General features: G+C 60.2%; 19 protein-coding genes. 3 read left to right on the plus strand and 16 right to left on the minus strand.

Annotated elements, in window-relative coordinates; genetic code table 11:
• The 13 genes from ACP7BE_RS12050 to ACP7BE_RS12110 all read right to left on the minus strand — a co-directional run bounded on the left by ACP7BE_RS12050 (position 1) and on the right by ACP7BE_RS12110 (position 12,406).
• A complete protein-coding gene (locus tag ACP7BE_RS12050; RefSeq protein WP_153380259.1) occupies positions 1-951 on the minus strand; it encodes a S66 peptidase family protein in 951 nt (316 codons plus the stop codon).
• 4 nt (positions 952-955) lie between these two features.
• The gene (gene lipA, locus ACP7BE_RS12055; RefSeq protein ID WP_094999432.1) at positions 956-1,996 is read right to left on the minus strand and encodes a lipoyl synthase; all 1,041 of its coding nucleotides are present in this window, start codon (positions 1,994-1,996) and stop codon (positions 956-958) included.
• 1 nt (position 1,997) lies between these two features.
• On the minus strand, positions 1,998-2,651 hold the full coding sequence (gene lipB, locus ACP7BE_RS12060) for a lipoyl(octanoyl) transferase LipB (protein WP_094999433.1): 654 nt from the start codon (positions 2,649-2,651) through the stop codon (positions 1,998-2,000).
• Complete coding sequence (locus ACP7BE_RS12065) at positions 2,651-2,926, minus strand: DUF493 domain-containing protein (protein ID WP_016779266.1); 276 nt, start codon at positions 2,924-2,926, stop codon at positions 2,651-2,653. The genes lipB and ACP7BE_RS12065 overlap by 1 nt, the downstream gene beginning before the upstream one ends.
• 79 nt (positions 2,927-3,005) lie before the next feature.
• Positions 3,006-4,163 (minus strand): D-alanyl-D-alanine carboxypeptidase family protein, encoded by a 1,158-nt coding sequence (locus tag ACP7BE_RS12070; RefSeq protein ID WP_094999434.1) that lies wholly within the window; start codon positions 4,161-4,163, stop codon positions 3,006-3,008.
• Positions 4,164-4,339: 176 nt separating this feature from the next.
• Positions 4,340-5,329, minus strand: a complete 990-nt coding sequence (locus ACP7BE_RS12075) for a septal ring lytic transglycosylase RlpA family protein (protein ID WP_094999435.1) — start codon at positions 5,327-5,329, stop codon at positions 4,340-4,342.
• A complete protein-coding gene (gene mltB / locus ACP7BE_RS12080; protein WP_094999436.1) occupies positions 5,329-6,339 on the minus strand; it encodes a lytic murein transglycosylase B in 1,011 nt (336 codons plus the stop codon). The genes ACP7BE_RS12075 and mltB overlap by 1 nt, the downstream gene beginning before the upstream one ends.
• 17 nt (positions 6,340-6,356) lie before the next feature.
• On the minus strand, positions 6,357-7,460 hold the full coding sequence (gene rodA / locus ACP7BE_RS12085) for a rod shape-determining protein RodA (RefSeq protein ID WP_165484550.1): 1,104 nt from the start codon (positions 7,458-7,460) through the stop codon (positions 6,357-6,359).
• A 31-nt stretch (positions 7,461-7,491) separates the two neighbouring features.
• Entirely contained in the window at positions 7,492-9,387 is a 1,896-nt protein-coding gene (mrdA, locus tag ACP7BE_RS12090) for a penicillin-binding protein 2 (protein ID WP_426105966.1), read from the minus strand.
• 12 nt (positions 9,388-9,399) lie between these two features.
• Positions 9,400-9,867, minus strand: coding sequence for a 23S rRNA (pseudouridine(1915)-N(3))-methyltransferase RlmH (rlmH, locus tag ACP7BE_RS12095; RefSeq protein WP_003444191.1), 468 nt, complete (start codon positions 9,865-9,867; stop codon positions 9,400-9,402).
• A 9-nt stretch (positions 9,868-9,876) separates the two neighbouring features.
• Positions 9,877-10,371: a ribosome silencing factor gene (gene rsfS, locus ACP7BE_RS12100; RefSeq protein ID WP_016779261.1), complete on the minus strand. Its 495-nt coding sequence runs from the start codon at positions 10,369-10,371 to the stop codon at positions 9,877-9,879.
• 72 nt (positions 10,372-10,443) lie between these two features.
• Positions 10,444-11,166: a nicotinate-nucleotide adenylyltransferase gene (nadD, locus tag ACP7BE_RS12105; protein WP_232527619.1), complete on the minus strand. Its 723-nt coding sequence runs from the start codon at positions 11,164-11,166 to the stop codon at positions 10,444-10,446.
• Entirely contained in the window at positions 11,135-12,406 is a 1,272-nt protein-coding gene (locus ACP7BE_RS12110; RefSeq protein WP_271350544.1) for a glutamate-5-semialdehyde dehydrogenase, read from the minus strand. The genes nadD and ACP7BE_RS12110 overlap by 32 nt, the downstream gene beginning before the upstream one ends.
• 176 nt (positions 12,407-12,582) lie before the next feature.
• On the opposite strand from ACP7BE_RS12110, the gene ACP7BE_RS12115 reads away from it, so the two are divergent.
• Positions 12,583-13,251: a DNA-3-methyladenine glycosylase gene (locus ACP7BE_RS12115; RefSeq protein WP_095031804.1), complete on the plus strand. Its 669-nt coding sequence runs from the start codon at positions 12,583-12,585 to the stop codon at positions 13,249-13,251.
• A gap of 161 nt (positions 13,252-13,412) precedes the next feature.
• Positions 13,413-14,729: a bifunctional DedA family/phosphatase PAP2 family protein gene (locus ACP7BE_RS12120; protein WP_095020956.1), complete on the plus strand. Its 1,317-nt coding sequence runs from the start codon at positions 13,413-13,415 to the stop codon at positions 14,727-14,729.
• Between the two features lie 2 nt (positions 14,730-14,731).
• Here the strand turns inward: ACP7BE_RS12120 and ACP7BE_RS12125 are convergent, their stop codons facing one another.
• The 3 genes from ACP7BE_RS12125 to ACP7BE_RS12135 are packed head-to-tail and all read right to left on the minus strand — an operon-like array spanning position 14,732 to position 16,408.
• The gene (locus tag ACP7BE_RS12125; RefSeq protein ID WP_094999442.1) at positions 14,732-15,322 is read right to left on the minus strand and encodes an LON peptidase substrate-binding domain-containing protein; all 591 of its coding nucleotides are present in this window, start codon (positions 15,320-15,322) and stop codon (positions 14,732-14,734) included.
• Between the two features lie 10 nt (positions 15,323-15,332).
• Complete coding sequence (locus tag ACP7BE_RS12130; protein WP_271350545.1) at positions 15,333-16,049, minus strand: LrgB family protein; 717 nt, start codon at positions 16,047-16,049, stop codon at positions 15,333-15,335.
• On the minus strand, positions 16,046-16,408 hold the full coding sequence (locus ACP7BE_RS12135; protein WP_094999444.1) for a CidA/LrgA family protein: 363 nt from the start codon (positions 16,406-16,408) through the stop codon (positions 16,046-16,048). The genes ACP7BE_RS12130 and ACP7BE_RS12135 overlap by 4 nt, the downstream gene beginning before the upstream one ends.
• A 166-nt stretch (positions 16,409-16,574) precedes the next feature.
• Here ACP7BE_RS12135 and ACP7BE_RS12140 point away from each other — a divergent pair, with 166 nt between their 5' ends.
• The gene (locus ACP7BE_RS12140; protein ID WP_271350546.1) at positions 16,575-18,257 is read left to right on the plus strand and encodes a C13 family peptidase; all 1,683 of its coding nucleotides are present in this window, start codon (positions 16,575-16,577) and stop codon (positions 18,255-18,257) included.
• Positions 18,258-18,271: the final 14 nt, after the last annotated feature.

An 18,271-nucleotide genomic window follows, 5' to 3' on the forward strand; every position in this document is an offset into this window, starting at 1 on the left:
TCAGGCGCTTACAACTACATCCTGCTCAAGCACCAGCAACTGCTGATCAGCATCCAGCCTGACCTGCGCCCCCATCGGCAAGGTCAGGTTCGGGTCGCAATGACCGCTGCGCCAGCCAGACAGTACCGGAATGCCCAGCCCGCCCAGTTCCTGAGCCAGCAACCGTTCCAGCGCCGCAACATCAACTCCGGCCACGTCCCCCACCAGCACTCCGCGCAACCTGTCGAGCTTGCCCGCCAGGCGCAAATGCGTCAGCAGACGGTCGACCCGGTACAACGGTTCGTTGACGTCTTCGATAAACAGGATGATGTCTTCGCTGTCCAGTTCAAACGCCGTGCCCATCACCGCGCAGATCATCGACAGATTGCCACCCAGCAAACGGCCACTGGCGCAGCCCGGGGCAATGGTCGTCAACGGCCAGGCCGCGGGATGCTCCAGCACGGGCGGCTGTTGCCCGCCGAGCATACGCAGCAATGAAGTTTCGGTAGGCGGTTGTTTGTTGCCCAGCAGATCAGCGTTCACCATTGGCCCGTGAAACGTCACAAAGCCCGCGTAACGAGTGATCGCCAGATGCAACGCGGTGATATCGCTGTAGCCGACAAACGGCTTGGGATGACGACGCAACAGCTCAAAGTCGATGCCATCGAGCAAGCGCGGGCTGCCATAGCCGCCGCGCAGGCAGAAAATGGCATCAATGCTGTCATCGGCAAAAGCCTCATGCAGGTCGCGTAAACGCTCTGCATCAGAACCGGCAAGATAACCCTCCCGCTGCCACACCCCCGGATAGACCCGCAGCTGGTAGCCGCGTGCATGCATCCATTGGGTCGCGAGGTTCAGGTCAAGTTCGGCAGGGCCTGCCGGGGCGATCAGGGCGATCACCCCGCCAGCGGGCAACGCGGGCACCGCGCTATGGGCCTTGAAGGACACTTGCGCGGTGAGCCGGTTAGTCATGGAGTCAGGCACTCACCAGCATGGATTTGACCAGCTTGGCTTGTTCATCAGCGTGGTACGAAGAACGTACCAGCGGACCGGATGCCACGTTTTTAAAGCCCATCTTGTAGCCTTCCTCGGCAAACCACGCGAAGGTATCCGGGTGTACGAAACGCTGAACCGGCAAGTGGTTGCGCGACGGTTGCAGGTACTGACCCAAGGTCAGCATGTCGATGTCATGTTCGCGCATGCGCTTCATCACTTCGATCACTTCCTCGTCTGTCTCGCCCAGCCCCAGCATCAGGCCCGACTTGGTCGGAATGTGCGGCATCATCTGCTTGAAGCGTTGCAGCAGGGTCAGCGACCACTGGTAATCGGAGCCCGGACGCGCAGCCTTGTACAGGCGCGGCACAGTTTCGAGGTTGTGGTTGAACACGTCTGGCGGCTCGGCTGCGGTGATTTCAAGTGCAACATCCATGCGCCCACGGTAGTCCGGAACAAGTGTTTCGAGCAGCACGCCCGGCGACAGTTTGCGGATTTCGCGAATGCAGTCGGCAAAGTGCTGGGCACCACCGTCACGCAGGTCATCGCGGTCTACCGAGGTGATCACCACGTACTTCAGGCGCAGATCAGCGATGGCAATCGCCAGGCTTTCCGGCTCATTGGTGTCCAGTGGCTTCGGTCGGCCGTGGCCCACGTCACAGAACGGGCAACGACGGGTGCAGATGTCACCCATGATCATGAAGGTCGCGGTACCGCCCGAGAAGCATTCGCCCAGGTTCGGGCAGGAGGCTTCTTCGCACACGCTGTGCAGCTTGTGCTTGCGCAGCAGGGACTTGATACGGTCGACTTCCGGAGAAACCGGAATGCGTACGCGAATCCAGTCAGGCTTCTTCGGCAGTTCGGTGGTCGGAATGATCTTTACCGGGATACGCGCAACCTTCTCGGCACCGCGCAACTTGACGCCGGTCTCAACCTTGGAACGGGCCTCGCTGGCGCGGGCCGCACGTTCTGAGATATCCAGCGTTGGGATCAGGGTTTGAACAGCGTCTTGCGCAGTAGTCATATCAATCGATTCCGCCCGTCAGGGTCGTCTGCTCAGCATAGTCGAGGTGTTTGACGAGCTGCGAGCGCAGCCGGGCACCAACCTCGGCAAATTCAATCGGCCCTGCATGGTCACGCAGCTGGGTCATCGCCAGCCCCGCATAGCCACAGGGGTTAATCCGTCGAAACGGTTCCAGGTCCATGTCCACATTCAGGGCCAGACCGTGGAAGGAGCAGCCATTGCGGATCCGCAGGCCCAAAGAGGCGATTTTCGCGCCATCGACATACACGCCCGGCGCATCGGCCTTGGCTGCAGCGCTCACGCCATAGCTGGCGAGCAAGTCGATCAGGCACTGTTCCATCCGCGTGACCAGCTCACGTACGCCATAGCCCAGCCGGCGCACATCGAGCATCAGGTAGGCAACCAATTGGCCGGGGCCGTGGTAGGTTACCTGGCCACCGCGATCCGACTTCACCACCGGGATATCTCCCGGTAGCAGCAGATGCTCGGCCTTGCCTGCCTGGCCTTGGGTAAACACCGGCGGGTGCTGCACCAGCCAGACTTCGTCTTGCGTGTCCGGCACAAGCTTGCGCTCATCGGTGAAACGCTGCATCGCCAGCCAGGTGCGCTCGTAATCAAGCTGGCCCAGCTCACGAATACCCAAGACCTGCGACATCACAACACCATATGTACGAAGCCGGTGGCTCGCAATTCGCTGTTGATGTTGTAGAGCTGATCCTGATCAGTTGCCACGATATGCAGCTGGATCGTCGTGTACTTGCCGTTGGTGCTCTGGCGCTCATCGACACGATCATCGTTGACCGTCGCGTGTTTCTTGACGATATCGATGATTTTGTCCTTATTGCCCACACCCGTGTCGCTGATCACCTTAACCGGGTAATCCACGTTGGGGAATTCGATCTTTGGCGCCTTTACTTCGGTATCGCTCATGGCGTATTGGCCTCGTAAGCCCGGAACAACAAAGGTGGCCCCGCGCAGGGTAGGCGCGGGGTCACACAGGTGGGTGCAATCAGTTGAACAGCCCGTAGAAGAATAGACGGATGCTATCCCACACGCGTCGGAAAATACCACCTTCCTCGACGGGCTCAAGGGCGATCAGGTCAGCACTGTGCACAACCTTGTCGTCAAGTTTGACCTCAACCTTGCCGATCACATCGCCTTTGGCGATAGGGGCCATCAGTTGCGGGTTCATGGTCATGCTTGCAGCCAGCTTTTTCAGTTGGCCTTTTGGCAGGGTCATGGTCAGGTCATCCGCCAGGCCAGCCTTGACCTGGTTGGTGGTGCCTTTCCAGACCGGAGCCTGAGCCAGCTCGGTGCCCTTCTGGTAGAAGGTCTGGGTTTCGAAGAAACGGAAACCGTAGGTCAGCAGCTTCTGGGTCTCTGCAGCACGGGCCGCTTCACTGTTGGTGCCGAACACCACGGCGATCAGGCGCATGCCATCACGTACGGCCGAAGACACCATGCAATAGCCGGCTTCGTCGGTGTGACCGGTTTTCAGACCATCAACGGTTTTGTCGCGCCACAACAACAGGTTGCGGTTAGGCTGCTTGATACCGTTCCAGAAGAACTCTTTCTGCGAGTAGATCGCGTAGTGAGTCGGGTCTTCGTGGATGATGGCGCGAGCCAGCAACGACATGTCGTGAGCCGACGAGTAGTGATCCGGGTTCGGCAGGCCGGTCGGGTTCATGAAGTGGCTGTTGGACATGCCCAGCTCACCGGCGGTCTTGTTCATCATGTCGGCAAAAGCGTCTTCGCTGCCGGCAATGTGCTCGGACAGGGCGACGCTGGCGTCGTTACCCGACTGGATGATGATGCCATGCAGCAGGTCGCTGACCGACACCTGGGTGCCAACCTTGATGAACATCCGCGAACCACCGGTGCGCCATGCGTTTTCGCTGACAGTTACCGGGTCGTTTTCGCCGATCTGGCCACGACGGATTTCCAGAGTCGCGATGTAAGCGGTCATCAGCTTGGTCAGGCTGGCTGGCGGCAGACGCTGGTCGCCGTTGTTCTCGACCAGCACGTTACCGCTGCTGGCATCCATCAGAACATAGGACTTGGCTGCAAGTTGTGGTGGCGACGGCATCATCTCGACTGCCCAGGCGGCAGGAGTGACGATCAGCGGTACTAGCAGGCACAGGCGTTTGGCAAAGGTGGTGATGTTCATCCGTCTCTCGAAGTTGTTAATGGAAACTTACCCTCGCGGGCAAAACTGTACAGGCAGTCGTTTGACTGACTGCCGCGTATTCAGTTGCAGTCCCGGCCCCTGGAAGGGCTTTTATTCTTGACCTCTGCAACTGCGTTTGGGCCCCGACTGCTCAGGGCCCAACGCTTTGTTCGGTGTTACTGATCCGACGTCACAACGCTCGGCTGGCCCAGATTGGCCAGGCGCACGCTGTTTTGTGTTTGTGCCACCTCACCCGCCGAAGCTATTGGCCCCATGCGTACACGGTGCAAGGTTTGCTGATTGCGCACAATCGAACTGATAAACACGGGGGTACTGACCATGCCACTGAGTTTGGAACGAAGCAACTCGGCAGCGTCCGGATTGGCAAAGGCACCGACCTGAAGGTAGGTACCCTGGCCCTTGGCCATTGGACTGACCGGAACCACATCGGCAGCATGCTGCTGTGCGGGCGGAGTCCATTGTTCAACCTTGCCGGTGGACACGGTCGGGGCGGTGTTCTGGGCCACTTTCGGTTCGTTGAGCATCAGTGGCGCAGGGCGACCGCGCTGAGCCCACCAGGCCTGAGGGTCAATACCTTCAACCTTGACCCGGGCCGTACCGGTTTCGGCATAGCCTAGCTTTTTGGCAGCAGCGTAGGACAAGTCGATAATACGATCCGAATAAAACGGGCCACGGTCGTTGACGCGCAGGATCACGGCCTTGCCGTTATCCAGGTTGGTCACCTTGACGTAGCTGGGCAGCGGCAACGTCTTGTGCGCCGCGCTCATGCCGTACAGGTCATAGACCTCGCCATTGGCGGTGTTCTGGCCGTGAAACTTGGTGCCGTACCAGGACGCGGTGCCCGAGGCCACATAGGTCTTGGACTCTTGCATCGGGAAATAGGTCTTGCCCAGTACCGAGTACGGCGCCGCCTTGTAAGGCCCGGTGTGCAGGGTCGGCGTGGCGTCGGGAATGCGCGAAACGTCAACATCCCACCACGGCGCACCGTCCTTGTGGGCACGGTTGATATCCAGGCCCGGCTTGGAACTGACCGCGGTCGATGTTTGCGGGGGCGTCGAGCGACTGCTCGAGCAGCTCACCAGCAGCAACGCAACAGCGGCGCAGGCGGCGAGTTTCAAAGGTGTACGGGTCGCTAGAAACGGCATTACTTGTTGCCCCGTGCTTGAACCAGCAGATCGGACAGTTGATGCACTGCCATGGCGTACATCACGCTTCGGTTATAGCGTGTGATCGCATAAAAGTTTTTCAGGCCCATCCAGTATTCAGGGCCGTCGGCGCCTTCCAGACGAAACGCCGTGACCGGCATATCGTCGCGCAACGCATCATGACTCGACCAGCCCAGCGCTCGCAACTCCCCGACGGTCTTGACCGGTTCAATGCCCTGGGTCAGGCCTTCATCGGCGCGATCACCGGTCACATCGGCGCGAATCACCACCGGCTCACCGGCTACCCAGCCATGACGTTTGAAGTAGCTGGCAACGCTACCGATGGCATCGTCCGGGTTGCTCCAGATATTGATATGGCCATCACCGTCGAAATCCACGGCATAGGCGCGAAAGCTGCTCGGCATAAACTGCGGCAAGCCCATGGCTCCGGCATAGGAACCCTTCAGGGTCAGCGGGTCAACCTGTTCTTCGCGGCTCAGCAACAGGAACTCTCGCAGTTCCTTGCGGAAAAACTCGGCGCGGGGCGGGTAATCGAAACCCAGGGTCGACAATGCATCGATCACGCGGTAGTTACCGGTGTTGCGACCATAAAAGGTTTCGACGCCGATAATCGACACAATCACCTGGGCCGGAACGCCATACTCCTGCTCGGCACGGGCCAGAACGGCTTCGTGCTCGCGCCAGAAATCGACACCGCGGGCGACGCGGGCGTCGGTCAAGAACATCGGACCGTACTCTTTCCACTGCTTGACCCGTTCGGCCGGGCGCGAAATGGCATCGAGGATGCTTTGCTTGCGCTCGGCTTCGCGGAACACGCCCATCAGCTGCTCGCCGGCAAATCCGTAATCACGGGTCATTTCGCCTACGAACTCAGCCACCTGGGGCGAGCCTTCGTAGTCACCGGCCAGCGCACCCTGTGCGGTCCCGAACAGACCCAGCAGGCCTACCCACGACGCGTATCGAGCAGCCCAGCCACGCATTGCTTGCATTGAATAATTCACCTTAATCAAACTTGTGCGATCCACTTGCGATGTGTGTGGATCGACATCAAAACCCCGAACGCTGACAACAGCGTCACGAGCGAAGTGCCGCCGTAACTGATAAAGGGCAATGGCACGCCCACCACCGGCAGCAGGCCACTGACCATACCGATGTTGACGAAAACATAAACAAAAAACGTCATGGTCAGACTGCCTGCCAGCAATTTTCCGAACAGGGTCTGGGCCTGGGCAGTGATCACCAGGCCACGACCAATCAACAACAGATAAATAAGCAGCAGCGCGCAAATGCCGACCAGACCGAACTCTTCGCCCATCACCGCGATGATGAAATCGGTATGGCTCTCGGGCAGGAAGTCCAGGTGCGATTGGGTACCCAGTAGCCAGCCCTTGCCGAACACCCCGCCCGAACCAATCGCGGCCTTGGACTGGATAATGTTCCAGCCAGTGCCCAGCGGGTCGCTTTCAGGGTCGAGGAAGGTCAGCACGCGCTGCTTCTGATAGTCGTGCATCACGAAGATCCACATGGCCACCGCCACTGGAACCGTCGCTGCCAGTACGCTGAGGATCCAGCGCCAGCGCAGACCGCCCATGAACAATACAAATGCACCGCCTGCCAGTACCAGCAGCGCCGTACCCAGGTCGGGCTGGCGCACAATCAGGGCAAAAGGCACCCCGATAAGCATCAGGCTGACCGCCACATGCTTGAGTTGCGGCGGCAAGGTTCGCTTGGACAGGTACCAGGCGATGGTCGCGGGCATCAGGATTTTCATGAACTCGGAGGGCTGAAAGCGAATCACCCCGGGGATATTGATCCAGCGAGTGGCGCCCATGGCGTTGTGGCCCATGACATCCACCACCACCAGCAACATCACCCCGATCAGATAGCCGATCGGTACCCAGCGCGCCATGAATCGCGGTTCCAGCTGGGCGATGATAAACATCGATACCAGCCCGATACCGAACGAAGTCGCCTGTTTGCTCAGCAAGTCCCAGCTTTTGCCGCTGGCCGAATACAGTACAAACAGGCTGCCAGCCGCCAGGGTCAGCAGCAGAATCAGCAGCGGGCCATCGATATGCAAACGCTGAAGCAGCGTGGCACGGCGACGCATCACGTCCTCACTGGAGAGGATGCGGTCAAAATTACTCATCATTGGCCGGAACCTCTGCCTTTACGGGGCCGCCGTACTCGGGTTTGAGTTTGCCGTCTTCACCCAGCAACCAGGCATCCATGACCTTGCGCACCACGGGCGAGGCGACACGACTGCCGGCTTCGCCGTTTTCAATCATCACCGAGACGGTGATCTGCGGGTTGTTGGCCGGCGCGAAGCCGACGAACAAGGCGTGGTCGCGGTGACGCTCCTGCACCTTGGAACGGTCGTATTTTTCGCCCTGCTTGATCGCCACCACCTGGGCCGTACCGCTCTTGCCGGCAATCAGGTATTGCGCGCCAACGCCCGCCACCCGCGCCGTGCCGCGAGCGCCATGCACCACTTGCTGCATGCCGTGGTTGACCTTGGCCCAGCTGGACGGGTCACGCAGGACAATATCCGGCACCGGGTCCGGGTCCACCGGCGGTACGCCCTCGATGGTCTTGGCCAGGTGCGGACGGATCCACTTGCCTTTGCTGGCGATCAACGCGGTGGCCTGGGCCAGTTGCAAGGGGGTGGACTGCATATAGCCCTGGCCAATCCCCAGAATCAGCGTCTCGCCCGGGAACCAGGCCTGGCGTCGGGTGGCACGTTTCCACTCGCGGGACGGCATCAGCCCGGCGGACTCTTCGAACATGTCCAGCGAGACCTTGCGGCCGATACCGAACTGGTTCATGTAGCTCGACAGACGGTCAATCCCCAGCTTGTGGGCCAGATCATAAAAATAGGTGTCGTTGGAGCGCATGATTGCGGTATCCAGATCGACGTAGCCATCACCGCTACGGTTCCAGTTACGGTATTTGTGATCGTAATTGGGCAACTGGTAATAGCCGGGGTCATACACCCGCGAGGAGCCGGTGATCACGCCGCTGTCCAGGCCGGCAATCGCCACTGCAGGCTTGATCGTCGAGCCCGGCGGATACAGGCCGCGCAGGATGCGGTTGAACAATGGTCGGTCAATCGAATCACGCAGCTCGGCATACGCCTTGAAGCTGATGCCGGTCACGAACAGATTGGGGTCAAAACTCGGCTGGCTGACCATGGCCAGCACTTCCCCCGTCATCGGGTTGAGTGCCACCACTGCGCCACGACGCCCTGCCAGCGCCTCTTCAGCTGCTTCCTGCAGTTTGATATCGAGGCTGAGCACGATGTCCTTGCCAGGGATCGGGTCGGTGCGCTTGAGTACTCGCAACACGCGGCCACGGGCATTGGTTTCGACTTCTTCGTAACCCACCTGGCCATGCAGCTCGGCTTCGTAGAAACGCTCGATGCCGGTTTTGCCGATATGGTGGGTGCCGCTGTAATTGACCGGATCGAGGGTTTTAAGCTCTTTTTCGTTGATCCGCCCCATGTAACCCACCGAGTGCGCAAAATGCGCGCCTTGAGGGTAATGCCGCACCAGTTGCGCAACCACTTCAACCCCGGGCAGGCGGAACTGGTTTACGGCAATCCGGGCGATCTGTTCTTCGTTGAGCTCAAACAGAATGGGCACCGGCTCAAACGGCCGCCGCCCCTGCTTCATGCGCTTTTCGAACAGGGCGCGATCCTCGGGCGCAAGCTGCAACACTTCAACAATAACGTCGAGCACTTGCTGCCAGTCACCAGAACGTTCGCGGGTCATGCTCAGGCTGAAGCTGGGGCGGTTGTCTGCGATCACCACGCCATTACGGTCAAAAATCAGACCGCGGGTAGGCGGGATCGGCTGCACATGCACCCGGTTGTTCTCTGACAAGGTGGAGTGGTAGTCGTACTGCACCACCTGCAGATAATAAAGCCGCGCGAGCAGCACACAAATCAGCGTCACGACCACAATCGCACCGACCACGACTCGTCCGCGCACAAGGCGTGCGTCTTTCTCGTGGTCTTTAAGGCGGATCGGCTGAGTCATTCAGAGCGCTGACTATTTGTGATACGGGTGCCCGGACAGCACTGTCCAGGCGCGATACAACTGCTCACCGATCAGAATCCTCACCAACGGGTGCGGCAGCGTCAATGGCGACAGCGACCAGCGCTGGTCAGCGCGGGCACAGACTTCCGGCGCCAGCCCTTCCGGGCCACCGACCATAAAGTTCACCGTGCGCGAATCCAGGCGCCAGCGGTCAAGCTCAACCGCCAGCTGCTCGGTACTCCACGGTTTGCCGTGCACTTCGAGGGTTACGATGCGCTCGCCCGGGCCTACCTTGGCCAGCATGGCTTCGCCTTCCTGGCGGATGAAGCGGGCCACGTCAGCATTCTTGCCACGGGTGTTGAGCGGTATTTCCACCAGTTCAAGTGCCAGCTCGGATGGCAGACGCTTGGCATATTCATGCCAGCCTTCTTCCACCCACTTGGGCATACGCGAACCGACAGCGATCAAACGCAGACGCACAGCGAACCCTTACTCTTGGTCTTTGTTGAGCTTCAGGAAGTGCTCATGGGTGTTTTCCGGGCTGTGGTGAGCAGCGCTGCCTGCACGGCTTTGTTCAGCACCGGCCCACAGACGCTCCAGGTCGTAGAACTGACGGGCACTGGCGGTCATCATGTGAACGATCACGTCGTCCATGTCCAGCAGAACCCAGTCGCTGTCGCCCTTGCCTTCTTCGCCCAGCGGCTTGACGCCCAGAGCCTTCACCGCTTCGCGGATCTTGTCGAGCATCGCACCGATCTGACGGTTCGAAGTACCGGTAGCGATGATCATGAAGTCAGTGATGCTGTGCTTGTCACGCACGTCGATGACCTGGATATCCTGGGCCTTGACGTCTTCCAGGGCGGCAACAGCAACCTTGACCAGCTCTTCACCCTTGAGAGGCTCGGCGCTGAAGGTTTTTTCCGGCAATGGCGCGCTTTTGAAGGTGCCTTTGCGCTTTACTTTGCTTACATCTTTGTCAGTCATATAAAACTCGTTTTGCTCGTATGTTCGGGTGTTTCAATACACGACAATTGGCGCCTTGAAACACACCCTTTTTCAGTTCGACGCACGGTAAAGCCCGTGCGCATCGATGTAGGCCAGGACCGCGTCGGGCACCAGGTAACGTACCGACTTACCGCTGGCCAGCAGTTGGCGGATCTGGGTGGCGGATACCGCGAGCGGCGTCTGCCAAACGAATGCAATCTGTCCGCTTGCCCCCTTCAGGGCCAGCGGGTCGCTTACCGAGCGCGCTGCCAGCAGGTTGCGCAAGGCATCCGGCGGTTCGCTGTCGGCATCCGGGCGCTGTAGCACCAGGATATGGCAATGCTGGAGCAACTCTTCCCAGCGATGCCATGTGGGCAGGCCGCAAAACGCGTCCCAACCCAACAGTAAAAACAACTGGTCATACGCGGCCATCTCGGCCCGCATCAATTCCAGTGTATCGATCGTGTAGGACGGTTTGTCCCTTTGCAGCTCCCGGGCGTCCACTACCAGCGTAGCCACTCCTGCGACAGCGCACTCGACCATCGCCAAACGGTCGTGGGCTGACACCTGGGGGGTGTCACGGTGCGGTGGCCTGGCATTGGGGGTAAGACGCAGCTCGTCGAGCCCCATCATCTCCGCCACTTCCAGCCCGCCACGCAGATGACCGATATGCACCGGATCGAAGGTTCCGCCCAGTACGCCTATGCGCTGGGGTAACACGTCGATCACAGGTGCCGGCGCTGACGCTTTCAGCTTGACCAAGTCAGACTGGCTCCTGACCGCGCAACTGGCCATCGCCGACCACAATGTACTTCTCGCAGGTCAGACCTTCGAGACCCACCGGGCCGCGGGCGTGCAGCTTATCAGTAGAAATGCCAATCTCCGCACCCAATCCGTATTCAAATCCATCGGCAAAGCAGGTTGGTGTGTTGAGCATCACGGAACTGGAGTCCACTTCGGCCATAAAACGCCGGGCATCGCCCTGGTGTTCGGTGACGATCGAGTCGGTGTGATGGGAGCCATAGTGATTGATATGCTCAATCGCCTGGTCCAGACCCTCCACGATACGAATCGACAGGATGGCGTCCAGGTACTCGGTGTTCCAGTCGTCTTCAGTGGCGGCAACCACGTCGATCAACTCCCGGGTACGCTCGCAACCGCGCAGTTCGACGCCCTTGGCGCGAAATTGTTCAGCCATTGCCGGCAAAAATTCTGCCGCGACGGCCTGATCCACCAGCAGGGTTTCCATCGCGCCGCAAATGCCATAACGGTAGGTCTTGGCGTTGAACGCAATGCGCTGCGCCTTGGCAAGATCGGCATGGGGACTGACGTATACATGGCAGATGCCGTCCAGGTGTTTGATCACCGGCACCTTGGCATCACGGCTGACCCGTTCGATCAGCCCCTTGCCGCCGCGAGGCACGATGACATCAACGTACTCGGGCATGGTGATCAGCGCGCCGACAGCGGCACGATCGGTCACTTCAACCACTTGCACCACGGCGGGCGGCAAACCGGCTTCGGCCAGGCCGCGCTGGATGCACACTGCAATGGCACGGTTGGAGTGAATCGCCTCGGAGCCACCGCGCAGGATGGTTGCGTTGCCCGACTTCAAGCACAGGCTGGCAGCATCAATGGTCACGTTAGGACGCGACTCGTAGATGATTCCGACTACACCCAGCGGTACACGCATCTTGCCGACCTGAATACCCGAAGGGCGGTAGCTCATGTCGCGAATCGCGCCGATGGGGTCTGGCAGGCTTGCCACCTGACGCAAACCGACAATCATGCTGTCGATGCGTGCAGGGGTCAGCGCCAGGCGCTCCAGCATGGCCGGCTCAAGGCCGTTGGCCCGGCCGGCGGCCAGGTCCAGTTCGTTGGCAGCAACCAGCTCCAGACGTGCGGCATCCAATGCAGCAGCAGCGCCGTGCAGGGCACGGTTTTTCTGCGCCGTACTGGCACGGCCGATCACGCGGGAGGCTTCGCGAGCAGCGCGACCCAGGCGGGTCATGTAGTCAAGAACGGACTCAGTCATGGTCTCAAGGGTCTTGGCAGGGAGGAAAGCGGCCGATTATAGCGGTCCCGCCGCCTCACGCACAGCGGTGGCAGGCGGATGGTCGAAATGGACCACAAATACACTGCGTTCAGCCCCGATTAAGCATGACTTGCTATGATCTGCACCTTTTCAGCTATCCACTGACCGTCCTGCACATGCCCATGATGCTGCCTGATGCCTTTTTCGATCGAGATGCCCAGCTTGTTGCTTGCCAACTGCTGGGCAAAGTCATTCGCCATCGGGTCAACGGGCTGTGGCTCAGCGCCCGGATTATCGAAACCGAAGCCTATTACCTCACCGACAAAGGCAGCCACGCCTCGCTGGGCTATACCGACAAGCGCAAGGCGCTGTTTCTCGATGGCGGGCATATCTACATGTATTACGCCCGCGGCGGCGACTCGCTGAATTTCAGCGCCCACGGCCCCGGCAACGCAGTGCTGATCAAATCGGCCCATCCCTGGCTTGATGAGCTGGCGGGCCCGGACAGCCTGGCGCAGATGCAACGCAACAACCCGGACGCCAAAGGCAACCCCCGGCCCGAACACAAACTGTGTGCGGGGCAAACCCTGCTGTGCAAAGCGCTGGGGTTGAAGGTGCGCGAATGGGATGCAAAATGTTTCGACCCCGAACGCTTGTGGGTCGATGACGTCAGAGAACAACCTTCGAAAATTATCCAGACCACCCGTCTGGGCATCCCCCACGGGCGCGACGAGCATTTGATGTACCGCTTTGTCGATGCTGACTACGCTGCGTATTGCACGCGTAATCCGCTGCGTCGCGGGCAGGTTGAGGGGCGGGATTTCATCACCCTGGAGCACAACTGATCCTGTGGGAGCGGGTTTGCTCGCGATGGCATCGCCGCAATAGTCCTGACAGACCGCGGGGCCTGCATCGCGTGCAAACCCACTCCCATAACTAGAGCCGGGCCAGCTTCAAGACTGTAGCGCCTACAAACAACCTAATAAGCAGACAAGGAAATCGGAACATGGGCCCATGGCTCGATAGCATCACCGGCTGGCTGACAGCCAACCCGCAGTGGCTGGGCCTCGCGGTGTTTATTGTGGCTTGCGTGGAGTGTCTGGCAATTGCCGGCATCATTGTTCCCGGCACCGTATTGTTGTTCGCCATTGCCGTCATGGCCGGCAGCGGCGCCCTGTCCCTGGGCCAAACCCTGCTGCTGGGCTTTCTCGGCGGGTTGCTCGGCGACGCTGTGTCCTACGCCCTGGGCAGGCGCTTCCACCAGAACATTCGCCGCTTACCCCTCTTGCGCACTCATCCCGAATGGATGAACGGGGCCGAGAGCTACTTCCATCGCTACGGTATTGTCAGCCTGTTGGTCGGGCGCTTTATCGGCCCGCTGCGGCCCATGCTGCCGATGGTGGCCGGGATGTGCGACATGCCGATCCCGCGCTTTATCGGCGTCAGCCTGCTGGCCGGAGCAGGCTGGTCGGTGGCGTACCTGCTACCGGGCTGGGCCACCGGTGCTGCCATTCGCCTGCCACTGCCCGAAGGCTTCTGGCTACAGGCCGCCATTGTTGCCGCAGGCCTCGCCGCCCTGCTGGGCCTGAGCATCAATGCCAGTATCCGTCGCCAACCCCGGGCCACGCTGCTGATCGGCACACTCAGCTTCGCCCTGCTACTGGCCGTCTTTATCGGTTATCCACACATGACCGCCTTCGACCAGGGCATCACGGCCCTGGTACAAGAGCATCGCAGCAGTGCCATGGACAGCGCCGCCGTGCTGGTGACGCAAATCGGCAACTTCCGTACCCAGTTTCTGGCGGCAGCCCTGGTGTGCGTCATTCTGCTGTTTACCCGGCAATGGCGGGCAATGTGGTTCTTTGGCGGGATCACGCTGTTTACCGCGCTGGCCAATACCGCGACCAAGCACTTCTTCGCCCGGGTGCGCCCCGAAGTGCTGGTGGACCCGCTGACCAGCTACAGCATGCCCAGCGGCCACAGTTCGGGGGCGTTTGCGTTTTTTGTCGCCCTGGCCATTCTGGCCGGGCGCAACCAGCCACAACGCATGCGCGTCACCTGGGTATTGCTGGGTTGCCTGCTGGCGATCACCGTGGCGATGTCGCGGGTGTACCTGGGCGCTCACTGGCCAACGGACATCACCGCTGGGGCCCTGCTCGCCATCACTGTCAACGCATTCGCTCTGGCGTTAAGCCAGCGATACATGCCCCTTGAGCCGGTCCCGCAGAAAATCTGGTGGCTGATCTTGCCGTCAGTCACTGCGCTCTACGGGTTTTTCATGCTCGGGCACTTGTCCAGGGAACTGCTGCGCTACGCCTACTGAGATCAGTTGAGGGCTTCGCCCTGGATCTCATCGAGCAGCACTTGTATCCCGTCCAGACGCTGCTGCGGGTCATTGACCTGCAGCAGTTCGATCTTGTCTGCCTCGGCAAAGGGCAACAGGTACGCCAGTTGATTGGACAGCGACTGTTGCCCCGCCACCTCGGTGTTCATGTTCAGGGCCGCCACCATCGGGTGCTCGGCCAGCGCCTTGAGCAAGGCCAGCAGGTCCTGGTCTTCTTCCTGCAGGGGCTGCTCGGGGGCGTCATCCAGCCACTCGACTTGCGCCAGCAGTAGCTGATCGCGCTGCAACTCAGTGCCCAGCACTTCAAAGCGCCGCCCGCCCTCGACGCGAATGCCCAGCAGGCCGTTGTCCTGCTGCTGAAAATCGCGAATCAGGGCTTCACAGCCAATCCCGGCGATACCTTGGGGTGCATTGCCGACCTCACGGCCATCCAGGATGCACACCACACCAAAGCCTGTGCCCTGCTTCATGCAGCGGGCAACCATGTCCAGGTAGCGCGCCTCAAATATCTGCAAGTCCAGCACACAACCTGGAAACAGCACGGTATTCAAAGGAAACAGCGGCAATGTCATAGCTTCACCCTTACACCATGAGGGTCACGGCCAACGGCAGGAACACCGCCGTACCCAGACCCATCAGACTCATCGCCAGCGCCGCGAAGGCGCCACACTCTTCACTTTCCTGCAGGGCCACCGAAGTGCCAACCGCGTGCGCCGTCATGCCCAGGGCCATACCTCGGGCCTCCGGGCTGTGAACCCCGAGCAGGCGCAACAGGCCCGGCCCGCAAATTGCGCCGATCACCCCGGTAATCAGCACAAACACTGCTGCCAGCGCCGCCACACCACCAATCTGCTCGGCCACCAGCATGGCAATCGGTGAGGTCACCGACTTGGGCGCCAGGGTCATCAGCATCATGTGCTCGGCCCCGAACCACCAGGCCAGGCCCACTACCAACGCAGTGGCGAACACGCCGCCAATTACCAGCGTAGTAAAAATGGGCCAGAACAACTGCCGGATCCGCCGCAGGTTCAAGTACAGCGGCACCGCCAGCGCCACCGTTGCGGGGCCCAGCAAAATACTCAGAATATCGGTGCTTTTGCGGTATTCCGCGTAGCTCAAGCCGCAACTGAGCAACACACCGATCACCAGCAGCATCGAGGCCAGCACCGGCTGCAGGAAGAGCCAGCGGGTTTTCTCGTAAGCGGCGAGCACCAGTTGATAGGCGCCCAGGGTGATACCGATACCAAACAACGGATGATGGATGACTGACTCCCAGGCGCCCTGCCATTGCAGACTCATGGCCGCTCCTCGGGATGGCTGTGATTCTTGAGCAGACGCTGCATCAGTACGCCGACGAATGCCATCGAGATCAATAGCGACAGCACCAGCGCCCCGACAATCGCCCAGAAGTCAGCGGCAATATCGGCGGCGTACACCATCACGCCCACTGCGGGCGGCACCAACAGCAAGGGTAAATAACGCAACAACCCGCCGGCAGCCTGACTCAATGGCTCGCTGACTTGACCGCGCACCATCAAGAAGCCCAACAACAGCAGCAATCCGATAATGGGCCCGGGCAATACGGGGACGAACAAGTGATTGAGGGCGGTACCGAGCAATTGAAACAGCACCAGCCAAGTCAAGCCGCGTAGCAACATTTCACCTCTCCAGCGAATATTTTTGTGCCGCATTATAAGCACGTCCTACCGACCAACGGCCCAGGCTTGCACCTTGGCATACAATAACTGCCGATGTTTCATCCGGGCCTATAGACAGCTTCCATTGCTGCGGCATACTCGGTGGCTTAATTATCCGGATCCCGTTATGCGCCCATTTGCCCCCCTTGCTTTGACCCTGCTGCTGACGGCCTGTGGAGACGGTGAATCACTGTTACCGCCCGACGCACGCCTGCCCGATGGCGGGCGCTATCGAGGCGAAGTGGTCAACGGGTTGCTGCAGGGCCAGGGCCGTATCGACTATCCGAATGGCAATTGGTACGCAGGGGAGTTCAAAAATGGCCAGTGGCACGGCCAGGGCGAGTGGCACGCCAGCAATGGCGATAGCTATCGCGGCGGTTTCGCGCAAGGCCTGTACAGCGGCCATGGCCGCCTGACCACCCACGACAGCACCTACGAGGGCGGGTTCAAGCTGGGCAACCGCGAGGGCGAGGGCACGCTCAAGCAAGGCACCCTGAACTATCGCGGCGACTTCAAGGATGACCAGTTCTCGGGCGATGGCCATCTGGAGCTGGAAGACGGCAGCCAGTACCAGGGCCAGTTTGCCCACGGCAAACCCCACGGCACCGGCAGGCGCAGCGATGCCAGCGGCAATGAGTTCGTCGGCGAGTTCGTCAATGGCGAACTTGAAGGCAACGGCATCTTCAACAGCGCCGACGGCGACCAGTACGAGGGCGCGTTCAAGCACAACCAGCTCAACGGCAAGGGCCGCTATGAGAATGCCGACGGCGATGTGTGGAGCGGCGACTTCAAGGACGGCGCTTTAACCGGCAAGGGCGAACTGACAGGCATCGACGGCAGCCACTACAGCGGCATGTTCAACGAGTGGCGCTTCAATGGTCCCGGCCATTTGAGCCTGCCCGACGGCAGCACCTATGTTGGCGAGTTCGCCGCAGACACCTATCAGGGCCAGGGCACCCTGACCCTGAGCGACGGTACCGTACAAAGCGGCTACTGGCTCAACGGCCAGCGAGTGCGCGATGCCAAAGGGACAGTCTTGCCCGACCCGCTGGAGCTGGGGCTGCTCAACCAGGGCACATTGCTCAACAAGGCACTGGACGGCGTTGCCCCATCCACCCCGGCAATCGAGCTGTACAGCCTGGTGCTAGCGGGCGACGGCAAGCAGAGCGTGTTCAAGCGCGAAGCCGATTACGTCAGCGACATGCTGGCCAGCCGTTTTGGCAGCCGTGGCCGGATCACCCTGGTGAACCACCGCGACCATCTGCTCGATCGCCCCATGGCCACCCGCGAAAACCTGTACCGCGCGGCAAAAACCCTGGCCGGGCGCACCGGCCCTGAAGACCTGATTTTCATTTATCTGACCAGCCACGGCACCCAGGAACACGAGCTGGTACTCGATCAACCGCGCATGGAGCTGGCAGACCTGCCCGCCGACGAACTGGCTGCAGCCTTGGCCCCACTGAAAAACCGCGACAAGATTATCGTAATTTCATCTTGCTACTCAGGCGGTTTTATCCCCGCGCTCAAGGATGAAAAAACCCTGATCATGACCGCATCCCAGGCTGACCGCGTGTCTTTTGGCTGCTCTGAAGAAGCCGACTTTACCTACTTCGGCAATGCCTTGTTTGCTCAGGCGCTGAACCAGACCGACGACCTGCAAAAAGCCTTCAAACTGGCCAGGCAGTACGTGGCCGAACGCGAACAAGCGGATGGCTACGAGCCATCCGAACCGCAAATCTGGGCGCCAAAAGGCGTTCTGAACCACTGGCAACGCTTGCGTCAACAACAAGCGAAACAGGCTTTGCAGTAAGCAAATAACCCTGG

The organism is Pseudomonas sp. TWR1-1-3, assembly GCF_049896805.1.
In the GTDB taxonomy this organism is placed as follows: domain Bacteria; phylum Pseudomonadota; class Gammaproteobacteria; order Pseudomonadales; family Pseudomonadaceae; genus Aquipseudomonas; species Aquipseudomonas bubulae.

Coding starts and splice junctions, on each gene's coding strand:
- ACP7BE_RS12075 (WP_094999435.1), bottom strand. CDS start 5,329: ATGCCGTTTCTAGCGACCCGTACACCTTTGAAACTCGCCGCCTGCGCC.
- lipB (WP_094999433.1), bottom strand. CDS start 2,651: ATGTCGCAGGTCTTGGGTATTCGTGAGCTGGGCCAGCTTGATTACGAG.
- ACP7BE_RS12140 (WP_271350546.1), top strand. CDS start 16,575: ATGCGCCCATTTGCCCCCCTTGCTTTGACCCTGCTGCTGACGGCCTGT.
- mrdA (WP_426105966.1), bottom strand. CDS start 9,387: ATGACTCAGCCGATCCGCCTTAAAGACCACGAGAAAGACGCACGCCTT.
- lipA (WP_094999432.1), bottom strand. CDS start 1,996: ATGACTACTGCGCAAGACGCTGTTCAAACCCTGATCCCAACGCTGGAT.
- ACP7BE_RS12135 (WP_094999444.1), bottom strand. CDS start 16,408: ATGTTGCTACGCGGCTTGACTTGGCTGGTGCTGTTTCAATTGCTCGGT.
- ACP7BE_RS12115 (WP_095031804.1), top strand. CDS start 12,583: ATGCCCATGATGCTGCCTGATGCCTTTTTCGATCGAGATGCCCAGCTT.
- ACP7BE_RS12050 (WP_153380259.1), bottom strand. CDS start 951: ATGACTAACCGGCTCACCGCGCAAGTGTCCTTCAAGGCCCATAGCGCG.
- ACP7BE_RS12110 (WP_271350544.1), bottom strand. CDS start 12,406: ATGACTGAGTCCGTTCTTGACTACATGACCCGCCTGGGTCGCGCTGCT.
- ACP7BE_RS12125 (WP_094999442.1), bottom strand. CDS start 15,322: ATGACATTGCCGCTGTTTCCTTTGAATACCGTGCTGTTTCCAGGTTGT.
- rsfS (WP_016779261.1), bottom strand. CDS start 10,371: ATGACTGACAAAGATGTAAGCAAAGTAAAGCGCAAAGGCACCTTCAAA.
- nadD (WP_232527619.1), bottom strand. CDS start 11,166: ATGGCCAGTTGCGCGGTCAGGAGCCAGTCTGACTTGGTCAAGCTGAAA.
- ACP7BE_RS12065 (WP_016779266.1), bottom strand. CDS start 2,926: ATGAGCGATACCGAAGTAAAGGCGCCAAAGATCGAATTCCCCAACGTG.
- ACP7BE_RS12070 (WP_094999434.1), bottom strand. CDS start 4,163: ATGAACATCACCACCTTTGCCAAACGCCTGTGCCTGCTAGTACCGCTG.
- mltB (WP_094999436.1), bottom strand. CDS start 6,339: ATGCAAGCAATGCGTGGCTGGGCTGCTCGATACGCGTCGTGGGTAGGC.
- ACP7BE_RS12130 (WP_271350545.1), bottom strand. CDS start 16,049: ATGAGTCTGCAATGGCAGGGCGCCTGGGAGTCAGTCATCCATCATCCG.
- rodA (WP_165484550.1), bottom strand. CDS start 7,460: ATGCGTCGCCGTGCCACGCTGCTTCAGCGTTTGCATATCGATGGCCCG.
- ACP7BE_RS12120 (WP_095020956.1), top strand. CDS start 13,413: ATGGGCCCATGGCTCGATAGCATCACCGGCTGGCTGACAGCCAACCCG.